Source organism: Planktothrix tepida PCC 9214, from assembly GCF_900009145.1.
In the GTDB taxonomy this organism is placed as follows: domain Bacteria; phylum Cyanobacteriota; class Cyanobacteriia; order Cyanobacteriales; family Microcoleaceae; genus Planktothrix; species Planktothrix tepida.
This window is the reverse complement of sequence record NZ_LN889802.1, coordinates 671980-695327: the sequence shown is the minus strand read 5'-3', so window position 1 is coordinate 695327 and position 23348 is coordinate 671980. Positions and strand designations below refer to the sequence as shown.

Below are 23348 nucleotides of genomic sequence, written 5' to 3'. Positions count from 1 at the left end.
CATGAAGCTTTTATTATAAAGTAATTTCTTCTCCCTGTTCTGTAAAAATGACATCATTAATTTGCCAGTCAGGATTACTGGTAATCGTTTGGCGTAAACTCCCAAATAACGCTAATTGTTCACAACTCGATAAAGAATTGAACGTCCGTTCAGCTGTTGTGGGAACCCGAAAATCAATCGTGACAATTTGTTGATTTTTATCAACATTTATGCGATAATTTAAGGGAAAATCAGAACTGCTTTGTTGTTCTAAAACCTCAGAAATCGCCGTTTCTAAGGCTTGTTCTTTGGGAACCGTAATTTGACGAGGAATTAACTCAGAACATTGATTATCGACCTGATAAATAGTCACTGGAACCGTGTTAGCTGGGGAAAGAGCTTGTTTTTGAGGTTCAGGTGGGGTTGAAGGAGAAATTGTGGCTTCAGGAGAGACTTGCGGTTGAGTTGGGGTGTCAACGGGAGGAGTACCACAACTGCTTAAGCTAAGAATAGTAACGCCAACGAGACAACGGGTCAAAAACTGTTGGATACGGTTCATGGTTCAAAGGAGATTCTGGAAGTAACTGTTACTTTATTATTCAAGTCTTCCGATTCCTATTCCGTTTTGAGCAATCACCCCGTATGATTAAACGTTGGATCAAAATCCTCATCATTTTGGATTGACAATGGCTACTGCTCCCTGGACTCGCCGTCATATTTTATCCCTAGCTGATTTTACGGCGACGGAATATAACACAATTTTGCAAACAGCAACAAGCTTTCAAGAAGTGTTAGGTCGTCGTACCAAAAAAGTTCCGGCTTTACAAGGTCAGGTGGTGGCAAATTTATTTTTTGAACCTTCAACTCGGACTCGGAATAGTTTTGAACTCGCGGCTAAACGACTCTCCGCAGATACATTAAATTTTGCGCCGGGAACCTCTTCTCTAACGAAAGGCGAAACAATTCTTGATACTGCTAAAACCTATTTAGCAATGGGAACGGATATGATGGTAATTCGTCATAAAGAAGCTGGAGTTCCCTTTGCGATCGCGGCTGAATTAGACCGTTTAAATGCTAAAGTTGCAGTGTTAAATGCCGGAGATGGTCAACACGAACATCCGTCTCAAGCGTTATTAGATTTATTCACAATTTGCCGAACTCTGGATTCTGATCAACCTAAAATTGAATTATTACAAGGTAAAAAAATAGCGATTGTGGGAGATATTTTACATTCTAGGGTAGCCCGTTCTAATATTTGGAGTTTAACCGCAACGGAAGCAGAATTACATTTAGCAGCACCTCCAACGTTATTACCCGAACTGTTTGCAGAATTTGGCAAAAATCGCCCCGGAAAATTATTTTTACATTGGAATTTAGAACCCGCTTTAGAAAATGCAGATTTTGTCATGACGTTACGGTTACAAAAGGAACGAATGACCGCCCATTTATTACCCAGTTTACGCGAATATCATCAATTATTTGGCATCACCCATGAACAGTTAAAATCCTGTAAACCGGATGTTAAAATATTGCATCCTGGGCCAGTTAATCGAGGGGTAGAATTAAGTTCAGAATTAATGGATGATCCAGAATTGAGTTTAATTTCTCAACAAGTGACCAGTGGAATAGCCGTGAGAATGGCACTGTTATATTTAATTGGAGGGGGGAAATTAAATTAAACTGAAGCTGGTAAATATTCCCTATTGTCGTGAACTTTCATAAGCCGATTCTATGATTTGTAATAACTCCAAAATGTCAAAGGGTTTAGAAATAAAATGGGTAATTCCCATAGATAAAGCCAGTTCTTTTAGATCACCGTAACCTGTGGCTAATACCACTGTTTGTTTAATTCCTGCTAATTGAAGTTGTTGATACACCTCTACCCCGGTTAATTCGGGCATTCTATTGTCTAAAATCAATAAATCGGGTTGCTCCTTAATTGTTATTTCTATCGCTTCTTTTCCATCCTGAGCTTCCTTGACCTCCCACCCTTCATCTGCCAGAATCAATGCCAACATTGTTCTACTATCAATATCATCATCGGCAATCACGACTTTCCGCGTTCTGGTATTCTGATTGTTCATTTCTAAGTCCTATTAATAGGTAGATAAAAAAACTGTAACTGGGGTGCTGATGCAGCAGGTTGAACAACTGAAATCGCCATAAAACTGACTTTAACTAACTCCAAATCCGAGGTTTTATTAACCACCAATTCTACTTTTCCACCCTTCCCTACCTGTTCAAAGGCTTGGAGAAAATAACGCAGTAGATGACGTAAAAGGCTTCTAGGATCACCCATAACTGTGATAGGCTCATCCCATTGGGTAACGATTTCTACCTGACGAATAGCCACTTCCGTCGAGAGAAGATCAATTAAATTGGAGATCTGATCAGTAAGTGAAACCGGCTGAACTCTGCCTATCTCAAAAGATGCAAGATTGCGCCAAATTTCGGCTCGACGACGAAATAGTTCAATTGAATCTTCAGCCTGTCTTACCAATTGCATCGCGTAGTCTAGGCGGTTAACCGCTACCATCCGCGATACCACTTCAAGTTTTAAACGGGCTGCATGATGGGCTTGAATGATATCCTGACGCAAATCTTCCAAGGGCTGATATTCATCAGGATTAGACTTTAATACACGACGAACATCTTTTTCTAAATTAGCGCTCAATAAGTCCGCTTCAACGCCGTGAGAGGCACAGAGCAATATCTCTTTGAGCCTTTGTCCAGCATCCTGACGACGCATAGAGATACTGAGCACACCAATAATTTCCTGTTTGTCATTCCGCAAAGGAATTCCTTGACAAGTGAATGGATGAAACCCCTCAATAAAATGCTCGGCGCTAATAATTTCTACATAATCGGCTTCTGCTAGGGGTGTACCAATTCCATTTGCACCTGCGACCGATTCGGATAACCAAGAACCTGGTTCTGGAAAAGCTTCTGTCCCGTGTACAGTCTGCTGGTCACCGACAACATCCAGTAACAAAGCTTGGTTATCACTCAACATCACAGCATGACGCTCTGTACCCGCCGCCTGTGACAGCATACGGATGTAAGGTTTAGCCAGTTGCATCAAATCACTATTTTTCGTGATTAGATGTTCGGTATCTGAACGGGATAGTTTTTCCGCTTGGAGCGCATAGGGGTTAGCGCCTTGCAAATGTGAACGCTCCCAAGCTCGATAAATTTTTGAGCGCAACATCCGAGACGGAATAGCTCCAGTGGATTTGTAGATGCGTCCGGCTTCTAAGACATCATGGTGGGAAGCTTTCATTTCTGTTAGTTCATCCTTTTGATTAAAGGTTAACTCACTTCCTGCACGACTCAATTACGGCTAACCTAGACGGTTTTCGTCTGCAACCATCATAAACCTAATCCTACTCATCTTTACCTATTGCCTATTATCCATTACTTTGTGATCCCATTAACGAACGGGAACAAAATCATAACCAAATCCTGAACGATTTCCCGGTTCAACCTTGACTAATTGTAAGGGTTGATTGCGATCGCCGGACGGTAAAAAACGAATTATTCCCGTTGCTCCTTCGGGCGTAAAATCTGAGGCGGAAAGTGTTTCTTGAACCCCGGTTCTAGTGGGATTTTTACTAATGGCAATCATTAACGCTTTGGCTGCATCATAAGCTGTTGCAGTCCGCCAGTTCACATCTCCTCCCCACAATTGATTTGCGGCTTGAGCAAATTCAGAATTAGGGTTGGCTAAAATATGCCAAGGAATGGCAATCACCATCCCCATTGTATCACTTCCCACCTTCAACGTTTCCGGTCGATATAAACTATCTCCCCCTAATAAAGGTAACTGTTTGCGATTACTTCGTACCACTTGTAAGGCTTGTTCAATGGTTGAAGAATCAGGGGTTAAAACAATAGCTTCTGCTCCTTGTTGACGGGCTTGTTCTAAAGCTTGAGTTGGATTCAAGTTGGGTTTAGCGATATCAAAAACCGTGACGACTTCGCCCCCATCCCCATTTAATGCGGTTGTAAATTCCGTTTGTAAAGAGTTACTATAATCATTAGCACTATTAAAAAAGACAACCGCTTTTTTTAAGTTTAATGTATTTAAAAGATATCGCGCTAAGGTACTTCCCGCAAAGCGATCGCTGGGAACGGTTCTAAAAATAAAGTCTCCTGCATTAGAAATAGCTGTGGAGGTACTGGTGGGAGAAATCAAGACTAATTTTCCCGCTTCATAAATGGGTGCTGCTGCTAAGGTGGCGTTACTCCCAAAATGACCAATTACCCCTAGAATTTCAGAATTATTGACTAATTTTTTAGCCACTTCTGAAGCCATTTCGGGGCTATTATCATCATTAACAATAATTATCTTGAATAAATTTCCGTTTAATCCCACTCCTTGGTTAACTTCTGTTTGAGCTTGAGCAACGCCTCTTAAAATTTCTTGGGCGGTATTGACTGAAGTTCCAATGGGAATTGAGACTGCTATCGTATAATAGGATTGATTATTTTGCAAAATTTGAGCATTATTTCTATAAATTAATGCTTCAGGATCATTTTTATTTTGTTGTAAAGCTGCATTAAACTGTTGAACAGCTTCCTGATATTGACCCGCAGCTAAAGCAGTCGTACCTCCTTGTTTGAGAGCTAAATCTCCTGATGGAATTAAAACTTTTTCTCCTTGACTGATGCGAGTTTCAATAGTTTGATTAGGAGCGGAAGTTGAGGGAGAGTTTCCAGAGGGGGATGGAGGGGAATTTTGATTGAGTAGGTAAGGAGAAGAAGACTTAAAAAATAAAAAATAACCTCCGCCTAATAATGCTCCTGTAATTACAAGGGCTAAGACAAAGATTAGAGATTCATTTTTTTGAGACATTGGATTTTAAAAGGGTATAATTTTTTGAAATTAAAGCTTATTTTATATTTTAACATCTTTAGGAATTTTTAACCCCTACAGAAAGCGAGGCTTAATAGATTTTAATAAATCCCAATTCTTCGATTAAATCTTGACCTTGAGAAGTTAACAAAAGTTGACTGTAGGCTTCTCCTGCTTGTTGATCTATAGGGTTATTCTGTTTAACAATAATAAATAAACGTCGGGTTAGAGGGTAGTCTCCTGTTCTAAAGACCACAGGATTAATTTGATTGCGTTGTTGAGGACAAGCTTCAGAAGGAATTAACGGGTCTTGATACGGTTGAACTAACGTATCAGGTGTTAAACCAATAGCGATAGGTTTAATAGTACATTGTGCGACCACTTCCGGCGCAGACGCATAATAAATTCCCCCCGGATGATTAGCAATTGCTCTTAAGGCTTCTGTAGTCGTCGGAATCAATTTTACGGATTTTCCTAATTTTTCTCCTCCTAATACATTGAGGATAAAAAAATCTGTTGTTCCCCCGGATTCTTGAGGACGAGAATAAGCAACAATCGGAATATTTTCGCCTCCGAGTTGATTCCAATTATCAACTTTACTCGTATAAATTTGCTTTAATTGATTAATCGTTAACCCTGGAATCTTTAAATTAGGATTAACAGCCACCACAATTCCATCAATAGCAATCGGAATTTCTGTTAAATTTAATCCCCGTTGTCTAGCTTGTTGATATTCTAATTCTAGTAATGGGCGGGAAGATTCAGCAAAAGTAATTTGATTTTCAATTAATAATTTAATTCCACTCCCTGAACCAGGAGATTGACTAGGGTTTTGGAAATATTTTAATTTAAATTGAGGAAAAACAGTTTGAATTTCTGAATTAATAACTTTACGCAGTGGTGCAAAAGTGGTACTTCCCCCATAAGTAAAAAGTCCGTTAGGAACATTAGGAACTTCAGCAAAGGTTTTAAAATGTGTTGCTGAAGATTGAACGGGTGGCGAGTTGGGGGTAGGGAAAGCAGAAGGAGAGGAATTAGAATTAAACAGGGTTGATAAACTCATATTGCGGCTAAACCACCACAGTCCCCCGCTTATTAATCCACCGCTAATCAGTAAGGCTAAGATTAAAGTTGTAGCATCATTTTTTTGAGCCATAAATTTAATGAATTTTCGGTATTAAGGAAAATTTTATCACTTTTGGGGTTCTCCTATACTTATGGTGATCAGTAAAGCTGATATAAAAAGGCAAGCTAGTAGCTTTTCACGCATCATCTCAAAATTTTTGAAGCCATAGCTTTGACGAATAATTAATTTGATTTCGATAATTAACCAACAACGTTAATCAGGAGAATCTATCTGAGCAGAACATAGAGCTAAGGCTAAAGTTGAACCAGAGGAGTTGACCCGCATCAAATTGATTACCTAATCAATATTATAGAAAATGTAGTAAATGCGACATTTAATTTGATAATCGACAAATCCAGAAAGCCCTGAAGGGCTGACTACATTTTATTAGGAAGGTAAGGTATAAATAACACCTAAATATTCTCGGTAACTGCAAATGCGATCGTCTTGAATATCAAAGACAATGGCGGCTTGATTTTGGTAGGGTTGACCCCACATTTCCCCATCTGAACTGACTTCAAAAATCACCGTTGTTTGATTATGGGTTATCCGTTGTAACGTTAACATTAAACTCTTTTTAAACACACATTCACTGGCATAATTTAAGAACTTGGCTAACGTTGTTTTTCCTTGATGTAAGCCTTTGTAGGAGCCCGCAGGAAAAGAAAAGGTACAATCTTCCATCACCATTTCTAAAAAAGGTTCCCACTGTCCAGTCGCTAAACCTTGCTGAAGTCGAGCAAACCCTTGTTGAGCAACGGCTAAGATTGAAGACGATCCAGATTCCATAAATCCTCCTTAATTTTTATAATTAGAACTATGTTCTTGTAAACGTTGAGCAAGATCGGGATTATAAATTCTGAGATAATTCCAGTAATTTTCAAACACCGATTTTACATAACCTTGGGTTTCAGGATAGGGGATTTTAACTACAAATTCATCAGGGTCTTGAAAACCAAATCGTTTCAGCCAATCTGAAACCGCACCTGGCCCAGCATTGTAACTGGCGACGGCTAACATCGAATTATTGTTATATTCACGATGGGTAAAATCCAGATAATAGGTTCCCAAATTAATATTATCATTGACGTTTTCTAAGGAATAATCCTTCAATTTAATTTGTTTAGCAACATCCGCCCCCGTTTCTGGCATCACCTGCATTAATCCCGTCGCGCCAACAACGGATTTAATTTGAGGCATAAATCGGGATTCTTGACGAATTAAAGCCGTTACTAAAACTGGATTTAATTGCCGTTCTTTTGACCAGTTGACAATGGTTTCTAAATAGGGAAAAGGATATAATGCTTCCCAATAAGCGGGTCTTTGTTTTAAGTCTAAATATTGTGATCGCTCTTGGGGATCATCTCGCCGATTTAAACTCGATAACATCCAAATTCCATCTAAATTATCCCCCACTCCCATTCGCATTAACCCATCGGTATATTGTTCAGAAACCGAAGGCTGCATAGGATTTTTAAACTCCGTTTGCCATAGTGTCCAAGCGTCTTGATTTTGTCCTAACGCATACAGTTCTTGTAAGGTTTTAGAACCCGCCGGAGGCACTTCTCGAATCTCAGGATGTTCAACATGGGGAGAGAGGGGTCGAACGGTGGTAAAATCTCCCACAGGCCATCCTAAATGAACCGCAGAACGCCAAGCATAATAAGAGGAAGGATAACGTACAATTAAATATTCATAAGCTTTTTTTGCCTCTTGAGAATTGCCGATTTTCTCTGCCCATTTCCCCACCCAAAATGTTGCTTCTGGGGCAAATTCACTATCGGGATTCTTCAACGAAACTTGTTTAGCCCAGTCGGATGCTACTTGTAAATTCCCGGCTTTTACTGCTTGTTGGGCGAGTTCCCAACGCAATTGGGCGGCGGCTTCAGATTCACTATATTGGCTGAGTAATTGTTGACGAGTTTCTGAAGCAGATTTTTCCGATCGCATTTGATCTAAGAGTTTAGATTTATCTAATAAAGCCTCGGCTGCATGGCGAGGAAATTGAGTAATCACTCGATCTAAATAAACTAAAGCTTCTTTTTGATCGGAAAGTCGGGATAATCTTAATAAACCAAATCCGGCATCTTCTCCTTGGGGATCAATCTCATTGGGAAAGGTATTGATTAATTGTTTATAAGCAATTCGAGAATCAGGAATTTTATCATCTAACCATAAGCCTCTGGCATAACGATAGAGATTTTTAGGGGTTTTTGGGGCTTTGGAATAGGCGATCGCGGCTTTCCCATAATCTTGTTTTTCCCAATAACCAAAAGCTATAATTTCCCATTGTTCCGGTGTGAGTTGATTGCCAAATTTTGCCTTTAATTGTTCTAAATAAGTTCCATAGTCTTTTAAATATAATCCATGTTGGGCAATTAATAATAATAAATCCGGTTGGTTCGGATTTTGTTTCAGGCGACTTTGAGCAATTTCTAGGGTGCGGGGATGACTGGGAAATTTTGCGATCGCTTGATCCCAATATTGAGGATTCGTTTTTCCCAAAGCAAATAACGCTTCTACGACAACAGGTTGATCACCATAATTCGCTAACAGTTCCTGCCAAGTTTTTTCAGCTTTTTCCGACTCTCCCATTTGTTCATAAGCTTGCGCCCGTTTAACTAAAATCTGACCCGCCAATAAAGGATAATCTTTTTCTAATCCTTCTAATAATTTGAGTGCCGTTTCCGGGTTTTCCTTTAAAGAATCGCTGGCTAATAAATATCGCGCCCGACTGGTTTCTAGGGAATCATTTTTAGTTTTGGCGATCGCTTCTAATTCGGGTTGACGTTGAGAAACAGGCAATAAAGCCAGTTTTAAAACTTCCGATTCAGGAATTTGTGAAACGGAAGCCGGACTTTGCTGGAATGATTTTTTCCACTCTTGAAATTGAGTGAGGGGGAAAAATACACCCACCAACAAAGCCCCAGACGCGATCGCTGGCAAAATCCAAACTTTCGAGATTCGTCGCTTAATCATGATGGATGTTTAAAAAGAACAGAGCGGAAAAATAGACAGAGCAATTCTGATTTTAACTTACTTGATTTCCCGATAGCAGGATTCTCGCTGTCTTCTCACTCGCTGACGAGGGGGGTTTCCCCACCCTGACAACTCCTGTTATAGTAGCGATTCGCTCCAGAGAATGGCAAAATTGAAAGGGTTTGGCTTTTATTCGCCATATTACCTGCACATCTAATACAGTTGTAGGGGTTCGGTTTTTAGGAGGTTGTGCCAATTCCATGAATATTCAAGAGATTTTTGCTAAGGGTGGGCCAGCAATGTGGCCTTTGCTGATTTTATCCATCTTATCGATGACTGTGGTTGTAGAACGCATTTGGTTTTGGATTACCACCCTCACCAAAGAAAAGCAAATCGTCAACCGAGTGATTGATTCGGCGCGGCGAGGACAATGGGGAAAAGCCCATCAAATTGCTAAACAATCCAGCAATCAACCCATGGGACGGTTTCTCTATGCACCCCTGCGGTTACAGTCTCCAGACCCGGAGTTATTTCGCTTGGCCTTAGAAGCCGCAGCCGATGAAGAATTAGCCTTCATGCGTCGGGGAGACAAAGTTTTTGAGGCGGTGATTGCCATGGCCCCACTATTGGGACTCTTGGGAACCGTATTAGGGTTAATTAACTCCTTGGGTTCAATTCGCTTAGGAGATATTGGCACTTCATCCGCTTCAGATGTGACCTTGGGAATTGCGGAAGCGTTAATTTCAACCGCAACAGGATTAATTGTTGCCATTTTGAGTTTGGCTTTTTATCGATTGTTTCAGGGTTTAATGTTTGGTCAAGCTAAAATCTTCCGCAAAGCGGGAAATGAATTAGAACTGCTGTATCGTCAGAATTGGCCCTATGCCAAATCTCAGTTACAAATTCCTGAAACTGAAGAGGAAGAAGAACAGGAAGTAGAAACAGATGAACCGATTTTCAAACATTTGTTCGTAGACCGAGACAATAATCATAATGCTTCGGTAGAACCCGAAAAAATCATTAAACCGGGAGAAACGTCTGAGGTTTTGGATGAGGAAGAAGATAAAAAATAAATGGTTTTAACAGCTAATACTGCCCTTTTTTCCGAAAAAAACAAGACATTAATCACAAAATTTTATGAAAATTAGAACCGATTCAAGCGTTGATGAAGCCAGAATAGAATTAATTCCCTTAATTGACGTGGTGTTTTGCATTCTCACGTTCTTTATTTTGGCTTCCTTACAATTAACTCGTCAACAAGCTATTAATGTGGATTTACCCAAAGCCAGTACCGGGGAAACCCAAATGCAAAAAATGTTAATTGTGGGGATTGATACGGCTGGACAAACTTATATTGAGCAACAACCTGTTAATCAAGATCAATTAGACCGAACCTTATTACGATTTCGTCGTTGGAATCCCAGTGGATTAATTGTATTATATGCGCCGAAAGAAGCCCGTTACAACGATGTTGTTCGGGTTTTAGATCGTTTGAGGGCGATTGGTGGGGAACGGGTCGCCCTAGCCACGTTACCAAGCTCTCAGGAAATTCAACCGCCCACAAACCCCTTAAATCCTAGTGTAACTCCTCCTGCCAATCCGTCTAATATTCAGCCTCCCTTTGCCCCGACAACGCCCAATTCTGGCGATGCTTTACCTCCCCTTGCGCCCACCTTACCGAACGCGCCTAATAGTCTTCCGTCTCAGGATAGTCCAGCCTTAACTCCTTCTATCCCCCCATCGGATAACGTCAACCCCTTTGTCCCTCAAATTCCTCCGGCTAATAATACCCTTCCCTCTGAAAATCAAGGACAACGGAGTTTTTAATTCAATATATTCACCTGTCCTTACGGGTAGATTTTGAGCAAGATTCAGAAGTCAAATTTATGATTAACACCCTAACTTTCTGGGTGGTTGCTATAACTTGAAGTCATGGTTTTTGCTAAAGTCACTAACGGCAAACCCGGAGGATAAATTCCTTCTTCTTTAATACTGCGAATACTCGCTTCGGAAATGGGAACTTTCAGATAATTTGCCACAGATCGTACCACATCCCCCCGATCAATCATACCTGCTACGGCTCCAGCCGGAGATAATACGGTAATCCGGCGGAGTTCTTTCTCTTCCATAGCATTAATAACTTCAACTAATGAGGCTTTTTCCGATACGGTAATCAGTTCATTCAGGGGTTGAATAATTTGATGTAATTTCTGAATATCCCATTGACTCCGTTCAATAATTCGCAGCGCCTCAACTGACACTAACCCTCGGTAGCGACCATCGGAGGCTGCAAAATAGACGGGAACAACATCAGCCCCAATTAAATACTCATCGGCAAATTGACGTAAGGTTAAATCAGCATCTACAACTCGAAATTCACGGGTCATTGTATCGACGGCTTTAATCTTAACTAAGGCTTCTTGTAAATCCGTGAGGCGATTATAGGAACCCGCATTTTGTAACACAAACCAGCCAATTAAAGCAATCCATAATCCACCATAACTTTTAGCAAATAAAACCGCCGATAAGCCCAAGGAAATTGCTAAAATTCCTAAAAATTGACCTGTTTTTGCTGCCCAACGGACTCCGGTAAACCGATCTCCTGTGAGTTTCCAGATTATTGCTTTGAGGACTTGTCCGCCATCGAGGGGCAACCCTGGAATTAAATTAAAGATGCCTAAAACTAAGTTAATTCTCGCTAATTCTTGAATCAGGGAATAAATTAAACTTGAAGTGGGTAAAAATTGGACAACCAGATTGAGAATAAAAAATAAGCTAAAACTCACCATAGGGCCAGCGATCGCCACTTGAAACGCTTGACCCGGTGTTTTGGATTCTTCATCAATGGAAGCAACCCCTCCGAAGAGAAAAAGGGTAATCGAATTCACTCGAATTCCTTGGGATTGAGCCACTAAACTATGGCCAAGTTCATGTAAGAGCACTGAAGCAAATAACAACAATGCAATCGCTAACCCAGCAATCCAAGATAAAGTCGGCCCCCATTGAGAATAATCTTGGCGATTGGCGACTGTAAATAATAAAACAATCACAAACCAAGACGAATCAACAAAGAGTGGAATTCCAAATAAAGATCCAATCCGCCAACCTGCCTGCATGAGATGCCTTTGACTCCGTTTATTTCACTCTGCTCGATAAGGTGGGTTTAGCCTCCCTATTAATAGTGTATCAAGAACCTCAAGCTCTTGAAGTTATTGTTAATAACGCGAATCGCGCAAGCTGTTAATTCTTGAGCCTGCGCTTAATTCGCATGGGCAGGTTAGAAGGTTGAACCGAGGATAACAGAGAAAATCCCAGAACGGTTAAATTTCCTGATTCTTTTTAACTTTGCTTGGGAAATGGCGATCACAGCACTCCAGCGTTACCTAATGCTAAAATCACCCCAGCCCCTAAAATATGTCCAAAGCTTGCCGTTGCCAATAATTCAGGAACTCCAAACCCCGTAAACATCCGAGGTAAACCGGGTAAATTTGGCCCCTTGCCCCGATTTTCTTTAGAAATGGCGTAGAAACCGATGAAAATCGCTAACAAGTTACAGGCAATCATAACAATTGCCACGCTGGGAGACCAATTAACGGTGGTGGGAACTGCCCCTTTTACCGACATGAGTAGGGAAGTGTAAATCAAGTTTCTATCTCCTGATGAATTGACAAATTTGTTAATTGCAAGGAATGGACTGAATCTTTTCCTAATCGTTAGCCGTTGAGGAATGACCGTCTTTAACTCCCAGGATTATAGAAATCTGATTGTAAAAACTTCTAATTTGTTGAAAAAGTTAATATTTCATGTAAAATTTTGATACGAATTGCCACCAGGAATCAGACCGTAAACTCAACAGGAAAAGGATGAATGCGAATTAAAATTTGTGGAATTACCCAACCGGATCAAGGGTCTGCGATCGCTCAACTGGGTGTTACTGTGTTAGGGTTTATCTGTGTGCCTTCTTCCCCTCGTTATGTCACATCCGCACAAATTCGCAACATTTTAAAGGATTTACCGAACGCGGTTCAAACGATTGGGGTTTTTGCTAATGCCAGTTTAGAGCAAATTCATCAAACCGTGATGGAAACGGGATTAACGGGTGTACAACTCCATGGTCATGAATCCCCCGATTTTTGCGATCGCCTACGTCAAATATTACCCCAAATAGAATTAATCAAAGCATTCCGCATTCAATCTCAAGCAACCTTACTCCAAACCCAAAATTATTTTAACTTTATTGATACCCTCTTATTAGATGCCTATCACCCTCAACAGTTAGGGGGTACAGGTCACACTTTAGATTGGCAAAGTTTACAACAATTTTCTCCCCCTTGTTCTTGGTTTCTCGCCGGAGGATTAACCCCTGATAATATTCAGGACGCATTACAACAGTTAAAACCGGATGGGATTGATCTTTCAAGTGGTGTTGAACGTTCTCCCGGTGATAAAGATTTAGCTAAAGTTCGTCAATTATTGAAAGCTATTGAAATGAGTTCATTAAGATTAAAAACTCCTAATATTGCGTAAAATTATATCTTAAAACGTGTTAACAAACAATTTAAATTTTTATTAGTAGAGGATTTTATATTACTTCTATGGCTTCAAATTCTTCCCCAGTTCAATTAATTCCTGATCCCGATGGTTCCCTGCGATTATTAGCAAGTGATACCTCCGAATATATTACCTTATTTCAGGGAGAACTAACAAACTATCCCGATGGACTTTGGAGTTTAGCTGGAGACGATCAAATTACCGGAAGTATCGATAATGAAAATATCTTTGCTAATCAAGGTCAAGATAGCATTTATGGCGGAGAGGGAAATGATCAAGTCTTTGGTGGTCAACAAAATGATCAGATTTTTGGAGAAGCCGGAGATGATTTTCTCCGAGGAGATATGGACAATGATGTTATTGATGGTGGAAGCGGAACTGATCAATTATATGGGGGTAAAGGAGACGATCAAATTTTCGGTCAAGCCGGGAAAGATATTCTATCCGGGGATTTAGGCATTGATACCTTAACAGGAGGGGAAGGCGGTGATATTTTTATTCTCAGAACCGATGAAGCCAACTCCAACCCACAGCAAGTTGATGTGATTGCAGACTTTGAATGGTTTAGCCAAAATGATAAAATTGCATTAACAGATGGGCTAACCAATGCTGATTTAAACTATCAACAATTAATGGATTATGAAGGCGATGGTTTAGTGAACGATACCGTTATTGTCCTCGTTCAAACTCAGGAAATCTTGGGTGTGGTTTTAAATGTTGATGACTTTGCATTAGATGGCGTTTTTCTCGCCGCCAACTCCCTCAATTTCTTGTAAACTCACCCCCTCTTTCTCCAGCCTATCCCTGAATTTCCTCTTGTCCAGATGCTTCCTCTAAACCCATGACGGGAGACTCTTTCTGTAAGTGTTCCATAACAGATTTGAGAGAACTTCGGGGAATATAGGGCCACCCACCTTTGGATTCAATCTCTCGCAATAAATGATAAAGTTGCTGACGATTATCGGGTAAAGATTGTTGAAAGAGACTATCTCGAATGTCTTGGTGTAACTGTTCTAAAATTCTAAGTATTGCCAAAAGCTCCAGACTATTTCCTTCCGCCGTCTTCGCTAATGTCCAAACCTCATCCGCTAAGGATTCAAGCTGAGTTAACGACGCTGATAAATGCAATTGAGTGTGACTATCCATAATCAATTAAAACGTTCTTCTCTCCATAAATTGGCAGACCCCCACTTCAAGATTGCGATCGCCAAATCAACTTAAGTAGTTTAACTGATCTCCTGTTCCCTGTCTCCAGTCTTCTTCCCCCAGATACCACCGCGCTTTTGCTTCCGAGTGAACGAATTTGTACTTGTGGTAAAAAAAGAGTCACAAGCCGTGTAAAATCTCTATTGGGTTATGTTTCAGCTACCCAATAGCTCCCTGATTCAACGTGACTAACCCCGTTGAAGCAAAAGTCCTTATGTCTTTAGACCGAGGAGTTTGAGAACGCACCCCTAGAAGTGTTCCCATTTGTGGCTTTGTCGCCGAAAACGATTTCAACGCCACAATCCTAATTTCACATATCAATTTTGGATATTGAGGTTGACAATGAGATATCGCGCTTTGGTTGCTGCACTGTTAGCAATCTGTTTAACTGTAATCACTGCTTGTTCTGATGGCCCACAAGCCAAAGATCCTAAGTTACTGACCTATGATGATATTAGAAATACAGGATTAGCTGTAAACTGTCCGACCTTACCGGAAACAGCACGAGGTTCTATTCCTCTTGATCCGAAAAAGTCTTATACTCTGAGTGGTCTGTGTCTGCAACCCACCAACTATTTTGTGAAAGAAGAACCCAGCAATAAACGCAAAGAAGCCGAATTTGTTCCGGGTCGTCTTTTAACTCGTTTCACTTATAGCTTAGATCAAATCAGTGGTAATCTTCTGATTGGTTCCGATGGAAAACTAACCTTTCAAGAAAAAGATGGAATTGATTTCCAACCCATTACGGTTTTATTACCCGGTGGTGAGGAAGTTCCTTTCCTGTTTACCGTTAAAGGTTTAGTCGCAAGCTCTAAAAATGCAGTCAGCAGTATCAATACCTCTACGGATTTAAGTGGAGATTTTAACGTTCCCTCCTATCGAGGTGCTAACTTCTTAGATCCCAAAGCTCGTGGGGTGGCTTCTGGCTATGATAATGCTGTGGCTTTACCCGCAACCGCCGATGAAGAAGGTTTAAAATCGGCTAATGTCAAGTTGGCGGATACAAAGGTCAAAGCGGGTCGTATTTCCTTACAAGTTTCTAAAATTGATGGCGAAACTGGAGAAGTTGCTGGCATTTTTGAAAGTGAACAGCCTTCTGATGACGACTTAGGCGCCAAAGAAGCCTTGGCTGTCAAAGTTCGGGGTGTGTTCTATGGTCGCATTGAATCTGCCGTCTAAGCTAACCTATCCATAAATTGATCTCTTCATGAGAGACTTTGAGGTTGGAAGACAGGGGGATTGACGGTTATCTATTTCCCGTTCATCGTTGACCATCCCTTGACAATGGCTTGACGGTTAACGGGTCAGGGGTAACACTTTAACCCTCTATCTTCCGACACCCAGACCCTATACCCCACCATCATCAGCTTTCCTGAATGAGGAGTCGCGGTTAGGGGGTCTATTGACGATTGAGTCAATCCATTAATTTGTATAAAAATCTTGTGTCAACCCCAGAAGTAGAGCTAAAATAGTATATTGTTCCCCTTAATCTGTATAAATTGATTCAAGCTAGGCTTCCAGGGTACTTCCCAAAAGTCCTCGTTTAGTGCACAGCCTCGACCCCATATTGACTGTAGTATCTAGGTTAAGCGTTCTGTCTTTCCCAGGTACTCCCCTCTAACCTCACCTCCCATATTAAGCCGAGTGTGGTCAAGATTGATACTGAACTCATTAGCCAGCCCTACCAACGCAGGATCTTGTCATGCCTACTCAAGTCATCAACTATCCCAGAAGCGAAAGTTTGGAACTGTTACGCCAATATCAACAGTTTCCTTCTAAGGATGTCCGTAACCGGATTGTCCAGTTAAATATTGGATTAGTGCGTAAGGAGGTACATCATTGGGTAAACCAGTGTACCGAAAGTTATGAAGACTTACTTCAGGTCGGGTGCATCGGCTTGATTCGGGCCATAGAAAGATTTGATTTGTCTAAAGGTCATGCCTTTAGTTCCTTTGCAATTCCCTATATTCGGGGTGAAATTCAACACTACTTAAGAGACAAAAGCCCCTCGGTTCGAGTTCCCCGTCAATGGTTGACCCTGCAACGGCAATCCTTGAAGGTGATTCAACAACTCCATTTAGAACTCAAACGGCCCCCCACCGATGCCGAAGTCGCCGAAGTATTGGGGATTTCGGTAGAAGAATGGAACGAAGTTAAACTCGCTAACCGCAATCGTTCTTTACTGAGTTTAGATGCTCCCATTCAAGATGAAGAAGAAGGGACAACTTGTTTAGGGGAATTAGTTCCCGATAGTCGCTATCGTAGTTTTCAGTTAGCTCAAGAAGATCAAATTCGGTTACAGCAAGCTTTAGCTAAATTAGAAGACGGAACCCGAAAAGTGTTGGAATTTGTGTTCCTCTATGATTTAACCCAAAAAGAAACCGCAGAACGTTTGGGAATTAGTTCCGTAACAGTTTCTCGTCGGGTGAAAAAAGGCTTAAGTTCCTTACAAAAACTCATGGCGGGTGGCGAGTAGCCCAGCCCTGATGATCCGAGTCTTCCCATCCCTAAAATTTCAGAAACACTAAAATAAAGACACCCTGGTTTTAATTGGGGCATAACTGTTAAAAGGGATTGGGCTTGTGGATTTAATTCAAGATCGGCTACTGACAACGATGGCAATCTACCAAAATCAGGTGGATTACCTAGAAATTCGGTTACAACAAAGTGAATCAACGGCTATTGCCTATCGAGGTTCCCAACTCGATGCGGTAAACCGAAATTTTTCCCTGGCTGGAGGAATTCGAGCTTGCCAGAAGGGAGGATGGAGTTTTGTGACTTTTAATGGTTTAGATGAGTTAAATAACCGTGTTGAGGAAGCAATTTCTCAAGCTCATTTAGTCGGGGAAGAAACCACCCAACTCGCCCTTGTTGAAGGGATTATTGATCAAGTTAATGTGGAATTGAAACGTGATCCCAGGGGAATTTCGCTCCAAGAAAAACGTCAACTGATTGAAAATTATAACCAATTGCTGTTAGATTTTGATCCTCGAATTCAAACAACGGCTGTAAGTTATACCGATCAATTTAGTCAGACTTATTTTGTCAATTCCCTAGGAAGTTGTATCACCCAAGAACGGTTAGATGTTAATGGTCGGTTTGGGGCGATCGCGAGAGGAGAAGGAAATATTATTCGTCAAGGATTTGAATCCGTTGCTTCTCGGTGTGATTATAACGTGCTTCAGGGCATTGAAGATCGGGTGCAAAGTGCAGCAGAACGAGCAATTCGGCAGTTAGAAGCCAAACCTGTTAAAGGGGGTCAATATACTGTTGTTTTAGATCCCTATTTAGCTGGGGTGTTTATTCATGAAGCCTTTGGTCATTTATCGGAAGCGGATTTTGTCTATGAAAATCCCCGAATGCAGGAATTATTAGAATTGGGAAAACCGATGGGAATTGAACAATTAACGGTGGTTGATGACGCCACCATTCCTGACCTTCCCGGTTCAATTCGTTATGATGATGAAGGGGTTCAAGCTCAACGCAAATATTTAATTAAAGATGGAATACTAACTCAACGGTTGCATAATTTGGAAACAGCCGGAAAAATGAAAGAAAAGCCAACAGGAAATGCTAGAGCTTTAAGTGCAACCTATCCCCCGATTGTGCGAATGACAAATACGGCGATTGAAGCAGGCGATCACACCTTTGAAGAAATCATTAAGGATATTGAAGAGGGAGTTTATGCCGTTAGAATGTTGGGAGGACAAACGAACGGGGAAATGTTTACGTTCGCCGCCGCCGAAGGCTATATGATCCGCAACGGTGAAATCGCTGAACCCGTGAGTGATGTTACCCTCAGTGGCAATGTGTTTCAAACCCTCAAAGATATTGAAGGGATAGGAAATGACTTACTGTACACCAATGGTGGCTGTGGGAAAGGGGGACAAATGCCCTTACCCGTCAGTGTTGGGGGGCCTCATATTCGGATCAAAAATGTAGTGGTCGGGGGTCGTTAATTAGACAGTAACTAGAAAGCCTGGTGATGTGATTCAACCAGGCTTTGGGGAAATTTTTAATCATATATTCTTCTAGGGCTAAGGTTAACACGACTGGGTTTCACCACTGCCTAGCTGAATGCAGGTATTATTTGACAGAATATCTTTCTAAATTTAGCCTAAATTTGGCGCATTTCGGCTTCGAGAAGACGGATCAGATTTTCATCTCCATTCGTTCTAGCAACTTCCAGGCGATGTTCTAATCTTTTTTGGATGTTAGCCCGGTGGACATCGGAGAGTTTAACTGAATTTCTGCGTGAGTTTTTGTTCAACATGGACTTTTTTTAATAATCTTTTGTGCTTACTCCTCTATTATATCCCCCCTTTCGCAAAATTTGGATGACATTGCTGCAAAATCTTAAAATTTTGTAACGTAAGCTACAGCTTTATTTAAAAAATCTGTATCGAGTATTTCTACTTACGACTTTTAGCTTCTTCCACACTCGTGCCCCACGACTGACCCGATTAGGGCGGTGTAGGTAGTTCACGCTGATTGATTGGGTAGTCTCAGCTTGCTCTCGGCTCTTGTATTAGAATACAACACACAAACCTCAACCCGTGTTCCTGACTGACGGTTGAGGAGGATAATGGCTGAAATGGATTAAACGGGACTGGGCGGACTTGAACCGCCGACCTAGCGCTTCAGATTTGTGTGAGTTTCCCCACTCTCTGGACTATCCCTTCACCCTAGGCTGACGCTGCCTGTAGGTGGTGGCCGTTATGTCTAAAGAATAAAATCAATTATTCTGTAGAACCAGTCTCTGCACCTTCTTTCCTCCATAAGAGGTAAAGCTTGGCTCAAGATTACCTTATCTGTTCCCAGACTTAGGCTTCCTTGAATTTGACCACATTCACTCACGAGGTTTCCCCACATGGTGCCCGATTGTTCAGGAGGCGCTTGCTCTATCCACCTGAGCCACAGCCCCAAATTGACACTATTTCCATAGTAGCATGATTTTATACAAACACCTTGATCAATTTTCAGGGTCTGCTGGGTGAATTCGTTAAATCTTGAATGACAGATTGTAATCCTGATACAACATTCGATGATATTCAACCTATTCCTTAATTTTTAAGTCCCTTTTGTCGTTTTTGGCTGAGGAAAATAATCATTTTTTGATCTTCATCTTTAATATGATCAATCAGCCAATGGGTCAAAAAATGAGAGACGTTGATGCTAAGTTCTGAACTAGATTCTGTTTTTTCCTGTTGATTAAACTGTTCCACTTGTTCCCGCAGCCGTTGATGTTTAGCTTTATGTTCCGAATAGCCCGGATAGCCATAGTGGAGCATAAATTGTTCTTCTGTCTCAAAATGAATAGTTGTGTAATTCCTTAAACTCTTGAGGGTTCGTTGGATTAATTCTTCTGCTCGTCCTGCCAGCATTGCAGTATTAAGTGCATTAATCGCATGGAAGAGGCTTTTATGTTGATCATCAATCAAAGTATAACCCGTTTCATATTTGGAATGCCAACGAGCAATCTCAAACTGGGAAGAAAGTGTAGCCGAGGAATGAGTAGAATCTGAATGAGGCTTAAACCAACAGCCGTGACAGCAAAATCTAATCATTTTTCGATCTTCATCTTTGATGTGATGAATTAACCAATCTGTTAAAAAATGGGAGACTTCAATGGTTAACTGAGATAGGTTATTGTGATTTTTCTGTTCAAATTTCAAAACTTGAGTTTTGAGAGCTTCATGCTTAATCCGATGTTGTTCATAACCCGGATAGTTGTGACGAAGCATGAATTCTTCTTCAGTATCAAAATGAACAGTCGTGTAGTCTTTTAAACTCTCCAGGGTTTTTTGTAGTAACGCTTCACCCTGTCCCTCTAACATGGCATTATTCAGGGAATTGATGATACTAAATAGACTTTGATGTTGTTCATCAACAAGGTCATCCCCTGTTTCATATTCGGGTAGCCATTGCGCGAGTGTAATCCCCATAAAATCAACTCCTGAATAGTCTGGAAGAAATTTAAAAATAATTCAGGGCCTTTAGCCTTAATTGAGTCTATACCTCTATAGTACAGGATTATCAAAAAATCAACATTATTAAGAATCTTTAAGTGAATGCGATCGCCCGAAAAACTCCTGCTCAAATTTCCCCTACAACCCTAACAAACCAGAGGATTAGCACTGGCGCAATTGATCAAGACTCGCTATATAATAGGATTTAACAATAACTGGAGATAAAATTATGATCAAAATTATTAAACAATTAACACTTGTTTTTTGCGCTATTTTTCTGTTAAGTGGCTGTGTTCGATATGATGTAGGAGTAGAATTTCAGGATCAAACCCACGGTCAAATTGTTCAAAAGATTCAATTAGGAGAACAATTGACCAGCTTTAGCCATGACGTCGTAGATGAATGGATATCTACGATGGAACAACGAGTTAAACAGTTAAAAGGGAAAACCAAACGACTCTCTAAACAAGAAATTTTAGTGACAATTCCTTTCTATAATGGTCAGGATTTAGAGAAAAAATTTAATCAATTCTTTAATCCTGCCGAATTTAAATCTAAAAAATCTAAGAAACAATCTCATATCGAACTTCCTCAATTTTCTTCAGATTTTAACGTTAAACAAAATAATTTTATTTTTGCCTTACGCAATCATCTCAGCTTAGAATTAGATTTGCGATCGCTTTCTCTACTCTCCACCTCAGATAACGTATTAATCAGTTCAGGCAACTTATTAGAACTGCAATTTGTATTAACAACGCCTTGGGGTGCAACGGTGATTAATCCAGTCAGTCTTTCTGACCCATCGGGTGAACCGTTGTTAGTCAATGTTGAGTCTAATGGAAAACAGGTTATCTGGACACTCAAACCCGGAGAAATTAATCACCTCGAAGCCATGTTCTGGGTTCCGAGTCCGATTGGAATTGGAAGCGTTTTAATTATTCTCGTAACGGCTTTAGGAATTTACCTGAAATCGAGTACCTACCCCAAGATTAAAACAGAGAAACCTTTGATTCCGACGAAGGTTTAACCCGATTCAAAAGTCCCAAAAACCCTTAAAATTAAAACAGGTTTTTACGACTGATATATCCCCCTTTCAAGACTGCCAATATTCTCATGGCATCACTCCGCCCTTAGCTTGTCTTGACGGGGCATCGGTACAAACTCAACATTCCCCTGAACGGAGAAAATACTCATGCGCGCGCTGAATTTTTTGTTTATTTTTATTATCTGTTTAGGATTAGTTTTGTTTAGTTTACAAAACACTAATCTGGCCACCGTTCAACTCATCGAAGGAGTAGAAGTACAAGCCCCCATTGCGATTGAATTAATAATTGCTACCGGATTTGGTGCATTTTTAGCTTGGATTTTTAGTTTATGGTCAAGATTGCAACGCACCCTTGCTAACCGGGAAGCATCCCGTCAACTGCGACAACAAGAAAAACGAATTCAAGAGTTAGAAACGAATCTGCAAAAACAACTCAATGATTATCAAAACTCCTTAGAAACTCAACAAAAAACATTGATTCCCACCGTTGAAGTTTTAACCCATACTCCTGAAGTCCTTTCAAAGGAACAACCCGCCGACGGTGTTGTCGGGTAAGAAACGAAAGTTTTGGTTTACAATAGGTAGGCATTAAGTGAACTACTGAGTTTTGTACCTTCAGTGATTTCAGGCGATTCTATTCTTTCGAGTCCTGATCCGCTCTCTAACTTTCCCTTGGCCGTTGCCACCCCTCAAGATGCCTTAACGGCTCTATCCGAGGGAATTGCACTCCTAATTGACTTGGCGCAGAGGGGAGAAATTGATCCTTGGGATGTTCAGGTGATTGATGTCATTGATCGTTATCTCAGTAAACTGACACCCCCAGAGGAATCAACCTCTAGCAATAATTTTACCGAGTTGTCCCAGTCCGGCCAAGCCTTTTTGTATGCCTCTATGCTCGTCTTGCTCAAGGCAGATAGTTTGATGGCAACGGAAATAGACCCGAATGCGACCTTACCCGAAGCAGAAGAGTTCCTCGAACCAGAAGAGGAAGGCAATGGCATTCAACGGCCCCAACAACTGGAACGACAACTGAAACGACGGGCCGTTGCTAAAATTCCCCAAAAACGGCGAGTCACGTTGTCAGAACTGATTGAACAGTTGCAACTGATGGCTGCTACCATTGCAGCCCAAAAAGCTCGCCCCCGCCCCCGTCCCAGTACCGCCAAAACCAGATCAACAACCGCACGGGCGATCGCTGAGTTGGCCCACCAGGAAAACTTAGTGGAAATGGCGGCGCAAGTTGAACGACTGTTGAATCTCGAAGGAGCACAACAGAGTCAGGAATGGTTTGAGCTTGACCAGCTATTAGCCCTGTGGTTACAGACGAAGCCACCGCAACCCCCCCCCGTTTCGGAAGAAAACCCGGTTCACTTAAGTCCAAATCATGATCGGGTGGGGGTGTTTTGGGCCTTATTATTATTATCGGCTCAATCTAAAGTCGAGCTAGTCCAAGAGGAATTTTATCAAGACCTTAAAATTCGCTCTCTGACTGAGCTATCACCAAACTCTTAAATCCTTTTAACGACAACTTTTCAGGAATCTCACGGATCAATCCTAATAAACCTTGATAGGCTATTAATTGATCAGGATTTCCTAGATCAGATTGTAATATGAAGTCATGCTTCTAGGACAGTGTTG

Annotated in this window: 24 protein-coding genes; 11 read left to right on the top strand and 13 right to left on the bottom strand. The window is 41.0% G+C overall.

The window, feature by feature from the left end; genetic code table 11:
• Positions 1-13: 13 nt before the first annotated feature.
• Complete coding sequence (locus PL9214_RS17475; RefSeq protein WP_072720005.1) at positions 14-538, bottom strand: GerMN domain-containing protein; 525 nt, start codon at positions 536-538, stop codon at positions 14-16.
• Between the two features lie 127 nt (positions 539-665).
• Here PL9214_RS17475 and PL9214_RS17470 point away from each other — a divergent pair, with 127 nt between their 5' ends.
• The gene (locus tag PL9214_RS17470) at positions 666-1658 is read left to right on the top strand and encodes an aspartate carbamoyltransferase catalytic subunit (protein WP_072720105.1); all 993 of its coding nucleotides are present in this window, start codon (positions 666-668) and stop codon (positions 1656-1658) included.
• A 21-nt stretch (positions 1659-1679) separates the two neighbouring features.
• Here PL9214_RS17470 and PL9214_RS17465 read toward each other — a convergent pair whose 3' ends face one another.
• The 6 genes from PL9214_RS17465 to PL9214_RS17440 form a co-directional block, all read right to left on the bottom strand.
• Positions 1680-2063: a response regulator gene (locus PL9214_RS17465; protein ID WP_072720004.1), complete on the bottom strand. Its 384-nt coding sequence runs from the start codon at positions 2061-2063 to the stop codon at positions 1680-1682.
• Between the two features lie 2 nt (positions 2064-2065).
• Positions 2066-3259 (bottom strand): GAF domain-containing protein, encoded by a 1194-nt coding sequence (locus tag PL9214_RS17460; RefSeq protein WP_072720104.1) that lies wholly within the window; start codon positions 3257-3259, stop codon positions 2066-2068.
• A gap of 150 nt (positions 3260-3409) precedes the next feature.
• Positions 3410-4834, bottom strand: coding sequence for an ABC transporter substrate-binding protein (locus PL9214_RS17455; RefSeq protein WP_072720003.1), 1425 nt, complete (start codon positions 4832-4834; stop codon positions 3410-3412).
• A 91-nt stretch (positions 4835-4925) separates the two neighbouring features.
• Positions 4926-5990, bottom strand: a complete 1065-nt coding sequence (locus PL9214_RS17450; RefSeq protein WP_072720002.1) for a PstS family phosphate ABC transporter substrate-binding protein — start codon at positions 5988-5990, stop codon at positions 4926-4928.
• A gap of 357 nt (positions 5991-6347) precedes the next feature.
• Positions 6348-6749 (bottom strand): nuclear transport factor 2 family protein, encoded by a 402-nt coding sequence (locus tag PL9214_RS17445; protein ID WP_072720001.1) that lies wholly within the window; start codon positions 6747-6749, stop codon positions 6348-6350.
• Between the two features lie 9 nt (positions 6750-6758).
• On the bottom strand, positions 6759-8939 hold the full coding sequence (locus tag PL9214_RS17440) for a lytic transglycosylase domain-containing protein (protein WP_072720000.1): 2181 nt from the start codon (positions 8937-8939) through the stop codon (positions 6759-6761).
• 260 nt (positions 8940-9199) lie between these two features.
• On the opposite strand from PL9214_RS17440, the gene PL9214_RS17430 reads away from it, so the two are divergent.
• Together PL9214_RS17430 and PL9214_RS17425 are read left to right on the top strand one after the other, a co-directional pair.
• On the top strand, positions 9200-10012 hold the full coding sequence (locus tag PL9214_RS17430; RefSeq protein WP_072719998.1) for a MotA/TolQ/ExbB proton channel family protein: 813 nt from the start codon (positions 9200-9202) through the stop codon (positions 10010-10012).
• Positions 10013-10076: 64 nt separating this feature from the next.
• Positions 10077-10766 (top strand): biopolymer transporter ExbD, encoded by a 690-nt coding sequence (locus PL9214_RS17425; protein WP_072719997.1) that lies wholly within the window; start codon positions 10077-10079, stop codon positions 10764-10766.
• 71 nt (positions 10767-10837) lie between these two features.
• Here PL9214_RS17425 and PL9214_RS17420 read toward each other — a convergent pair whose 3' ends face one another.
• A complete protein-coding gene (locus tag PL9214_RS17420; RefSeq protein WP_072719996.1) occupies positions 10838-12055 on the bottom strand; it encodes a site-2 protease family protein in 1218 nt (405 codons plus the stop codon).
• Positions 12056-12302: 247 nt separating this feature from the next.
• The gene (gene psaK, locus PL9214_RS17415; protein ID WP_139295086.1) at positions 12303-12563 is read right to left on the bottom strand and encodes a photosystem I reaction center subunit PsaK; all 261 of its coding nucleotides are present in this window, start codon (positions 12561-12563) and stop codon (positions 12303-12305) included.
• A gap of 243 nt (positions 12564-12806) precedes the next feature.
• On the opposite strand from psaK, the gene PL9214_RS17410 reads away from it, so the two are divergent.
• Positions 12807-13466 carry a phosphoribosylanthranilate isomerase gene (locus PL9214_RS17410; RefSeq protein ID WP_072719994.1) on the top strand — a complete coding sequence of 220 codons (660 nt, stop codon included), beginning with the start codon at positions 12807-12809 and terminating at the stop codon, positions 13464-13466.
• A 68-nt stretch (positions 13467-13534) separates the two neighbouring features.
• Complete coding sequence (locus PL9214_RS17405; protein WP_072719993.1) at positions 13535-14266, top strand: calcium-binding protein; 732 nt, start codon at positions 13535-13537, stop codon at positions 14264-14266.
• 22 nt (positions 14267-14288) lie between these two features.
• On the opposite strand, the gene PL9214_RS17400 is transcribed toward PL9214_RS17405, so the two are convergent.
• Together PL9214_RS17400 and PL9214_RS31350 are read right to left on the bottom strand one after the other, a co-directional pair.
• Positions 14289-14636: a hypothetical protein gene (locus PL9214_RS17400; RefSeq protein ID WP_072719992.1), complete on the bottom strand. Its 348-nt coding sequence runs from the start codon at positions 14634-14636 to the stop codon at positions 14289-14291.
• A gap of 219 nt (positions 14637-14855) precedes the next feature.
• Positions 14856-14996 carry a hypothetical protein gene (locus tag PL9214_RS31350; RefSeq protein WP_186440384.1) on the bottom strand — a complete coding sequence of 47 codons (141 nt, stop codon included), beginning with the start codon at positions 14994-14996 and terminating at the stop codon, positions 14856-14858.
• 42 nt (positions 14997-15038) lie between these two features.
• Here PL9214_RS31350 and PL9214_RS17395 point away from each other — a divergent pair, with 42 nt between their 5' ends.
• The 3 genes from PL9214_RS17395 to PL9214_RS17385 all read left to right on the top strand — a co-directional run bounded on the left by PL9214_RS17395 (position 15039) and on the right by PL9214_RS17385 (position 18655).
• On the top strand, positions 15039-15875 hold the full coding sequence (locus PL9214_RS17395) for a photosystem II manganese-stabilizing polypeptide (RefSeq protein WP_072719991.1): 837 nt from the start codon (positions 15039-15041) through the stop codon (positions 15873-15875).
• 523 nt (positions 15876-16398) lie between these two features.
• Entirely contained in the window at positions 16399-17172 is a 774-nt protein-coding gene (locus PL9214_RS17390) for an RNA polymerase sigma factor SigF (protein ID WP_072719990.1), read from the top strand.
• Positions 17173-17311: 139 nt separating this feature from the next.
• Positions 17312-18655 carry a TldD/PmbA family protein gene (locus PL9214_RS17385; RefSeq protein ID WP_439331536.1) on the top strand — a complete coding sequence of 448 codons (1344 nt, stop codon included), beginning with the start codon at positions 17312-17314 and terminating at the stop codon, positions 18653-18655.
• Between the two features lie 158 nt (positions 18656-18813).
• Here PL9214_RS17385 and pirA read toward each other — a convergent pair whose 3' ends face one another.
• Positions 18814-18966, bottom strand: coding sequence for an arginine synthesis PII-interacting regulator PirA (gene pirA, locus PL9214_RS31345; protein ID WP_437126747.1), 153 nt, complete (start codon positions 18964-18966; stop codon positions 18814-18816).
• 793 nt (positions 18967-19759) lie between these two features.
• Complete coding sequence (locus tag PL9214_RS31340; RefSeq protein WP_186440383.1) at positions 19760-20641, bottom strand: bacteriohemerythrin; 882 nt, start codon at positions 20639-20641, stop codon at positions 19760-19762.
• Between the two features lie 253 nt (positions 20642-20894).
• Here PL9214_RS31340 and PL9214_RS17365 point away from each other — a divergent pair, with 253 nt between their 5' ends.
• From PL9214_RS17365 to PL9214_RS17355, 3 genes are all read left to right on the top strand, one after another.
• Entirely contained in the window at positions 20895-21692 is a 798-nt protein-coding gene (locus PL9214_RS17365; protein WP_072719988.1) for a DUF3153 domain-containing protein, read from the top strand.
• Between the two features lie 165 nt (positions 21693-21857).
• Entirely contained in the window at positions 21858-22265 is a 408-nt protein-coding gene (locus PL9214_RS17360) for a LapA family protein (protein ID WP_072719987.1), read from the top strand.
• Between the two features lie 117 nt (positions 22266-22382).
• Positions 22383-23222: a segregation/condensation protein A gene (locus tag PL9214_RS17355; protein ID WP_072720101.1), complete on the top strand. Its 840-nt coding sequence runs from the start codon at positions 22383-22385 to the stop codon at positions 23220-23222.
• Positions 23223-23348 lie beyond the last annotated feature (126 nt).

Excerpts from the sequence above, each read along its gene's own strand:
- PL9214_RS17475 (WP_072720005.1), bottom strand. The coding sequence starts at position 538 with ATGAACCGTATCCAACAGTTTTTGACCCGTTGTCTCGTTGGCGTTACT.
- PL9214_RS17470 (WP_072720105.1), top strand. The coding sequence starts at position 666 with ATGGCTACTGCTCCCTGGACTCGCCGTCATATTTTATCCCTAGCTGAT.
- PL9214_RS17465 (WP_072720004.1), bottom strand. The coding sequence starts at position 2,063 with ATGAACAATCAGAATACCAGAACGCGGAAAGTCGTGATTGCCGATGAT.
- PL9214_RS17460 (WP_072720104.1), bottom strand. The coding sequence starts at position 3,259 with ATGAAAGCTTCCCACCATGATGTCTTAGAAGCCGGACGCATCTACAAA.
- PL9214_RS17455 (WP_072720003.1), bottom strand. The coding sequence starts at position 4,834 with ATGTCTCAAAAAAATGAATCTCTAATCTTTGTCTTAGCCCTTGTAATT.
- PL9214_RS17450 (WP_072720002.1), bottom strand. The coding sequence starts at position 5,990 with ATGGCTCAAAAAAATGATGCTACAACTTTAATCTTAGCCTTACTGATT.
- PL9214_RS17445 (WP_072720001.1), bottom strand. The coding sequence starts at position 6,749 with ATGGAATCTGGATCGTCTTCAATCTTAGCCGTTGCTCAACAAGGGTTT.
- PL9214_RS17440 (WP_072720000.1), bottom strand. The coding sequence starts at position 8,939 with ATGATTAAGCGACGAATCTCGAAAGTTTGGATTTTGCCAGCGATCGCG.
- PL9214_RS17430 (WP_072719998.1), top strand. The coding sequence starts at position 9,200 with ATGAATATTCAAGAGATTTTTGCTAAGGGTGGGCCAGCAATGTGGCCT.
- PL9214_RS17425 (WP_072719997.1), top strand. The coding sequence starts at position 10,077 with ATGAAAATTAGAACCGATTCAAGCGTTGATGAAGCCAGAATAGAATTA.
- PL9214_RS17420 (WP_072719996.1), bottom strand. The coding sequence starts at position 12,055 with ATGCAGGCAGGTTGGCGGATTGGATCTTTATTTGGAATTCCACTCTTT.
- psaK (WP_139295086.1), bottom strand. The coding sequence starts at position 12,563 with ATGTCGGTAAAAGGGGCAGTTCCCACCACCGTTAATTGGTCTCCCAGC.
- PL9214_RS17410 (WP_072719994.1), top strand. The coding sequence starts at position 12,807 with ATGCGAATTAAAATTTGTGGAATTACCCAACCGGATCAAGGGTCTGCG.
- PL9214_RS17405 (WP_072719993.1), top strand. The coding sequence starts at position 13,535 with ATGGCTTCAAATTCTTCCCCAGTTCAATTAATTCCTGATCCCGATGGT.
- PL9214_RS17400 (WP_072719992.1), bottom strand. The coding sequence starts at position 14,636 with ATGGATAGTCACACTCAATTGCATTTATCAGCGTCGTTAACTCAGCTT.
- PL9214_RS17395 (WP_072719991.1), top strand. The coding sequence starts at position 15,039 with ATGAGATATCGCGCTTTGGTTGCTGCACTGTTAGCAATCTGTTTAACT.
- PL9214_RS17390 (WP_072719990.1), top strand. The coding sequence starts at position 16,399 with ATGCCTACTCAAGTCATCAACTATCCCAGAAGCGAAAGTTTGGAACTG.
- PL9214_RS17385 (WP_439331536.1), top strand. The coding sequence starts at position 17,312 with ATGGCAATCTACCAAAATCAGGTGGATTACCTAGAAATTCGGTTACAA.
- PL9214_RS31340 (WP_186440383.1), bottom strand. The coding sequence starts at position 20,641 with ATGGGGATTACACTCGCGCAATGGCTACCCGAATATGAAACAGGGGAT.
- PL9214_RS17365 (WP_072719988.1), top strand. The coding sequence starts at position 20,895 with ATGATCAAAATTATTAAACAATTAACACTTGTTTTTTGCGCTATTTTT.
- PL9214_RS17360 (WP_072719987.1), top strand. The coding sequence starts at position 21,858 with ATGCGCGCGCTGAATTTTTTGTTTATTTTTATTATCTGTTTAGGATTA.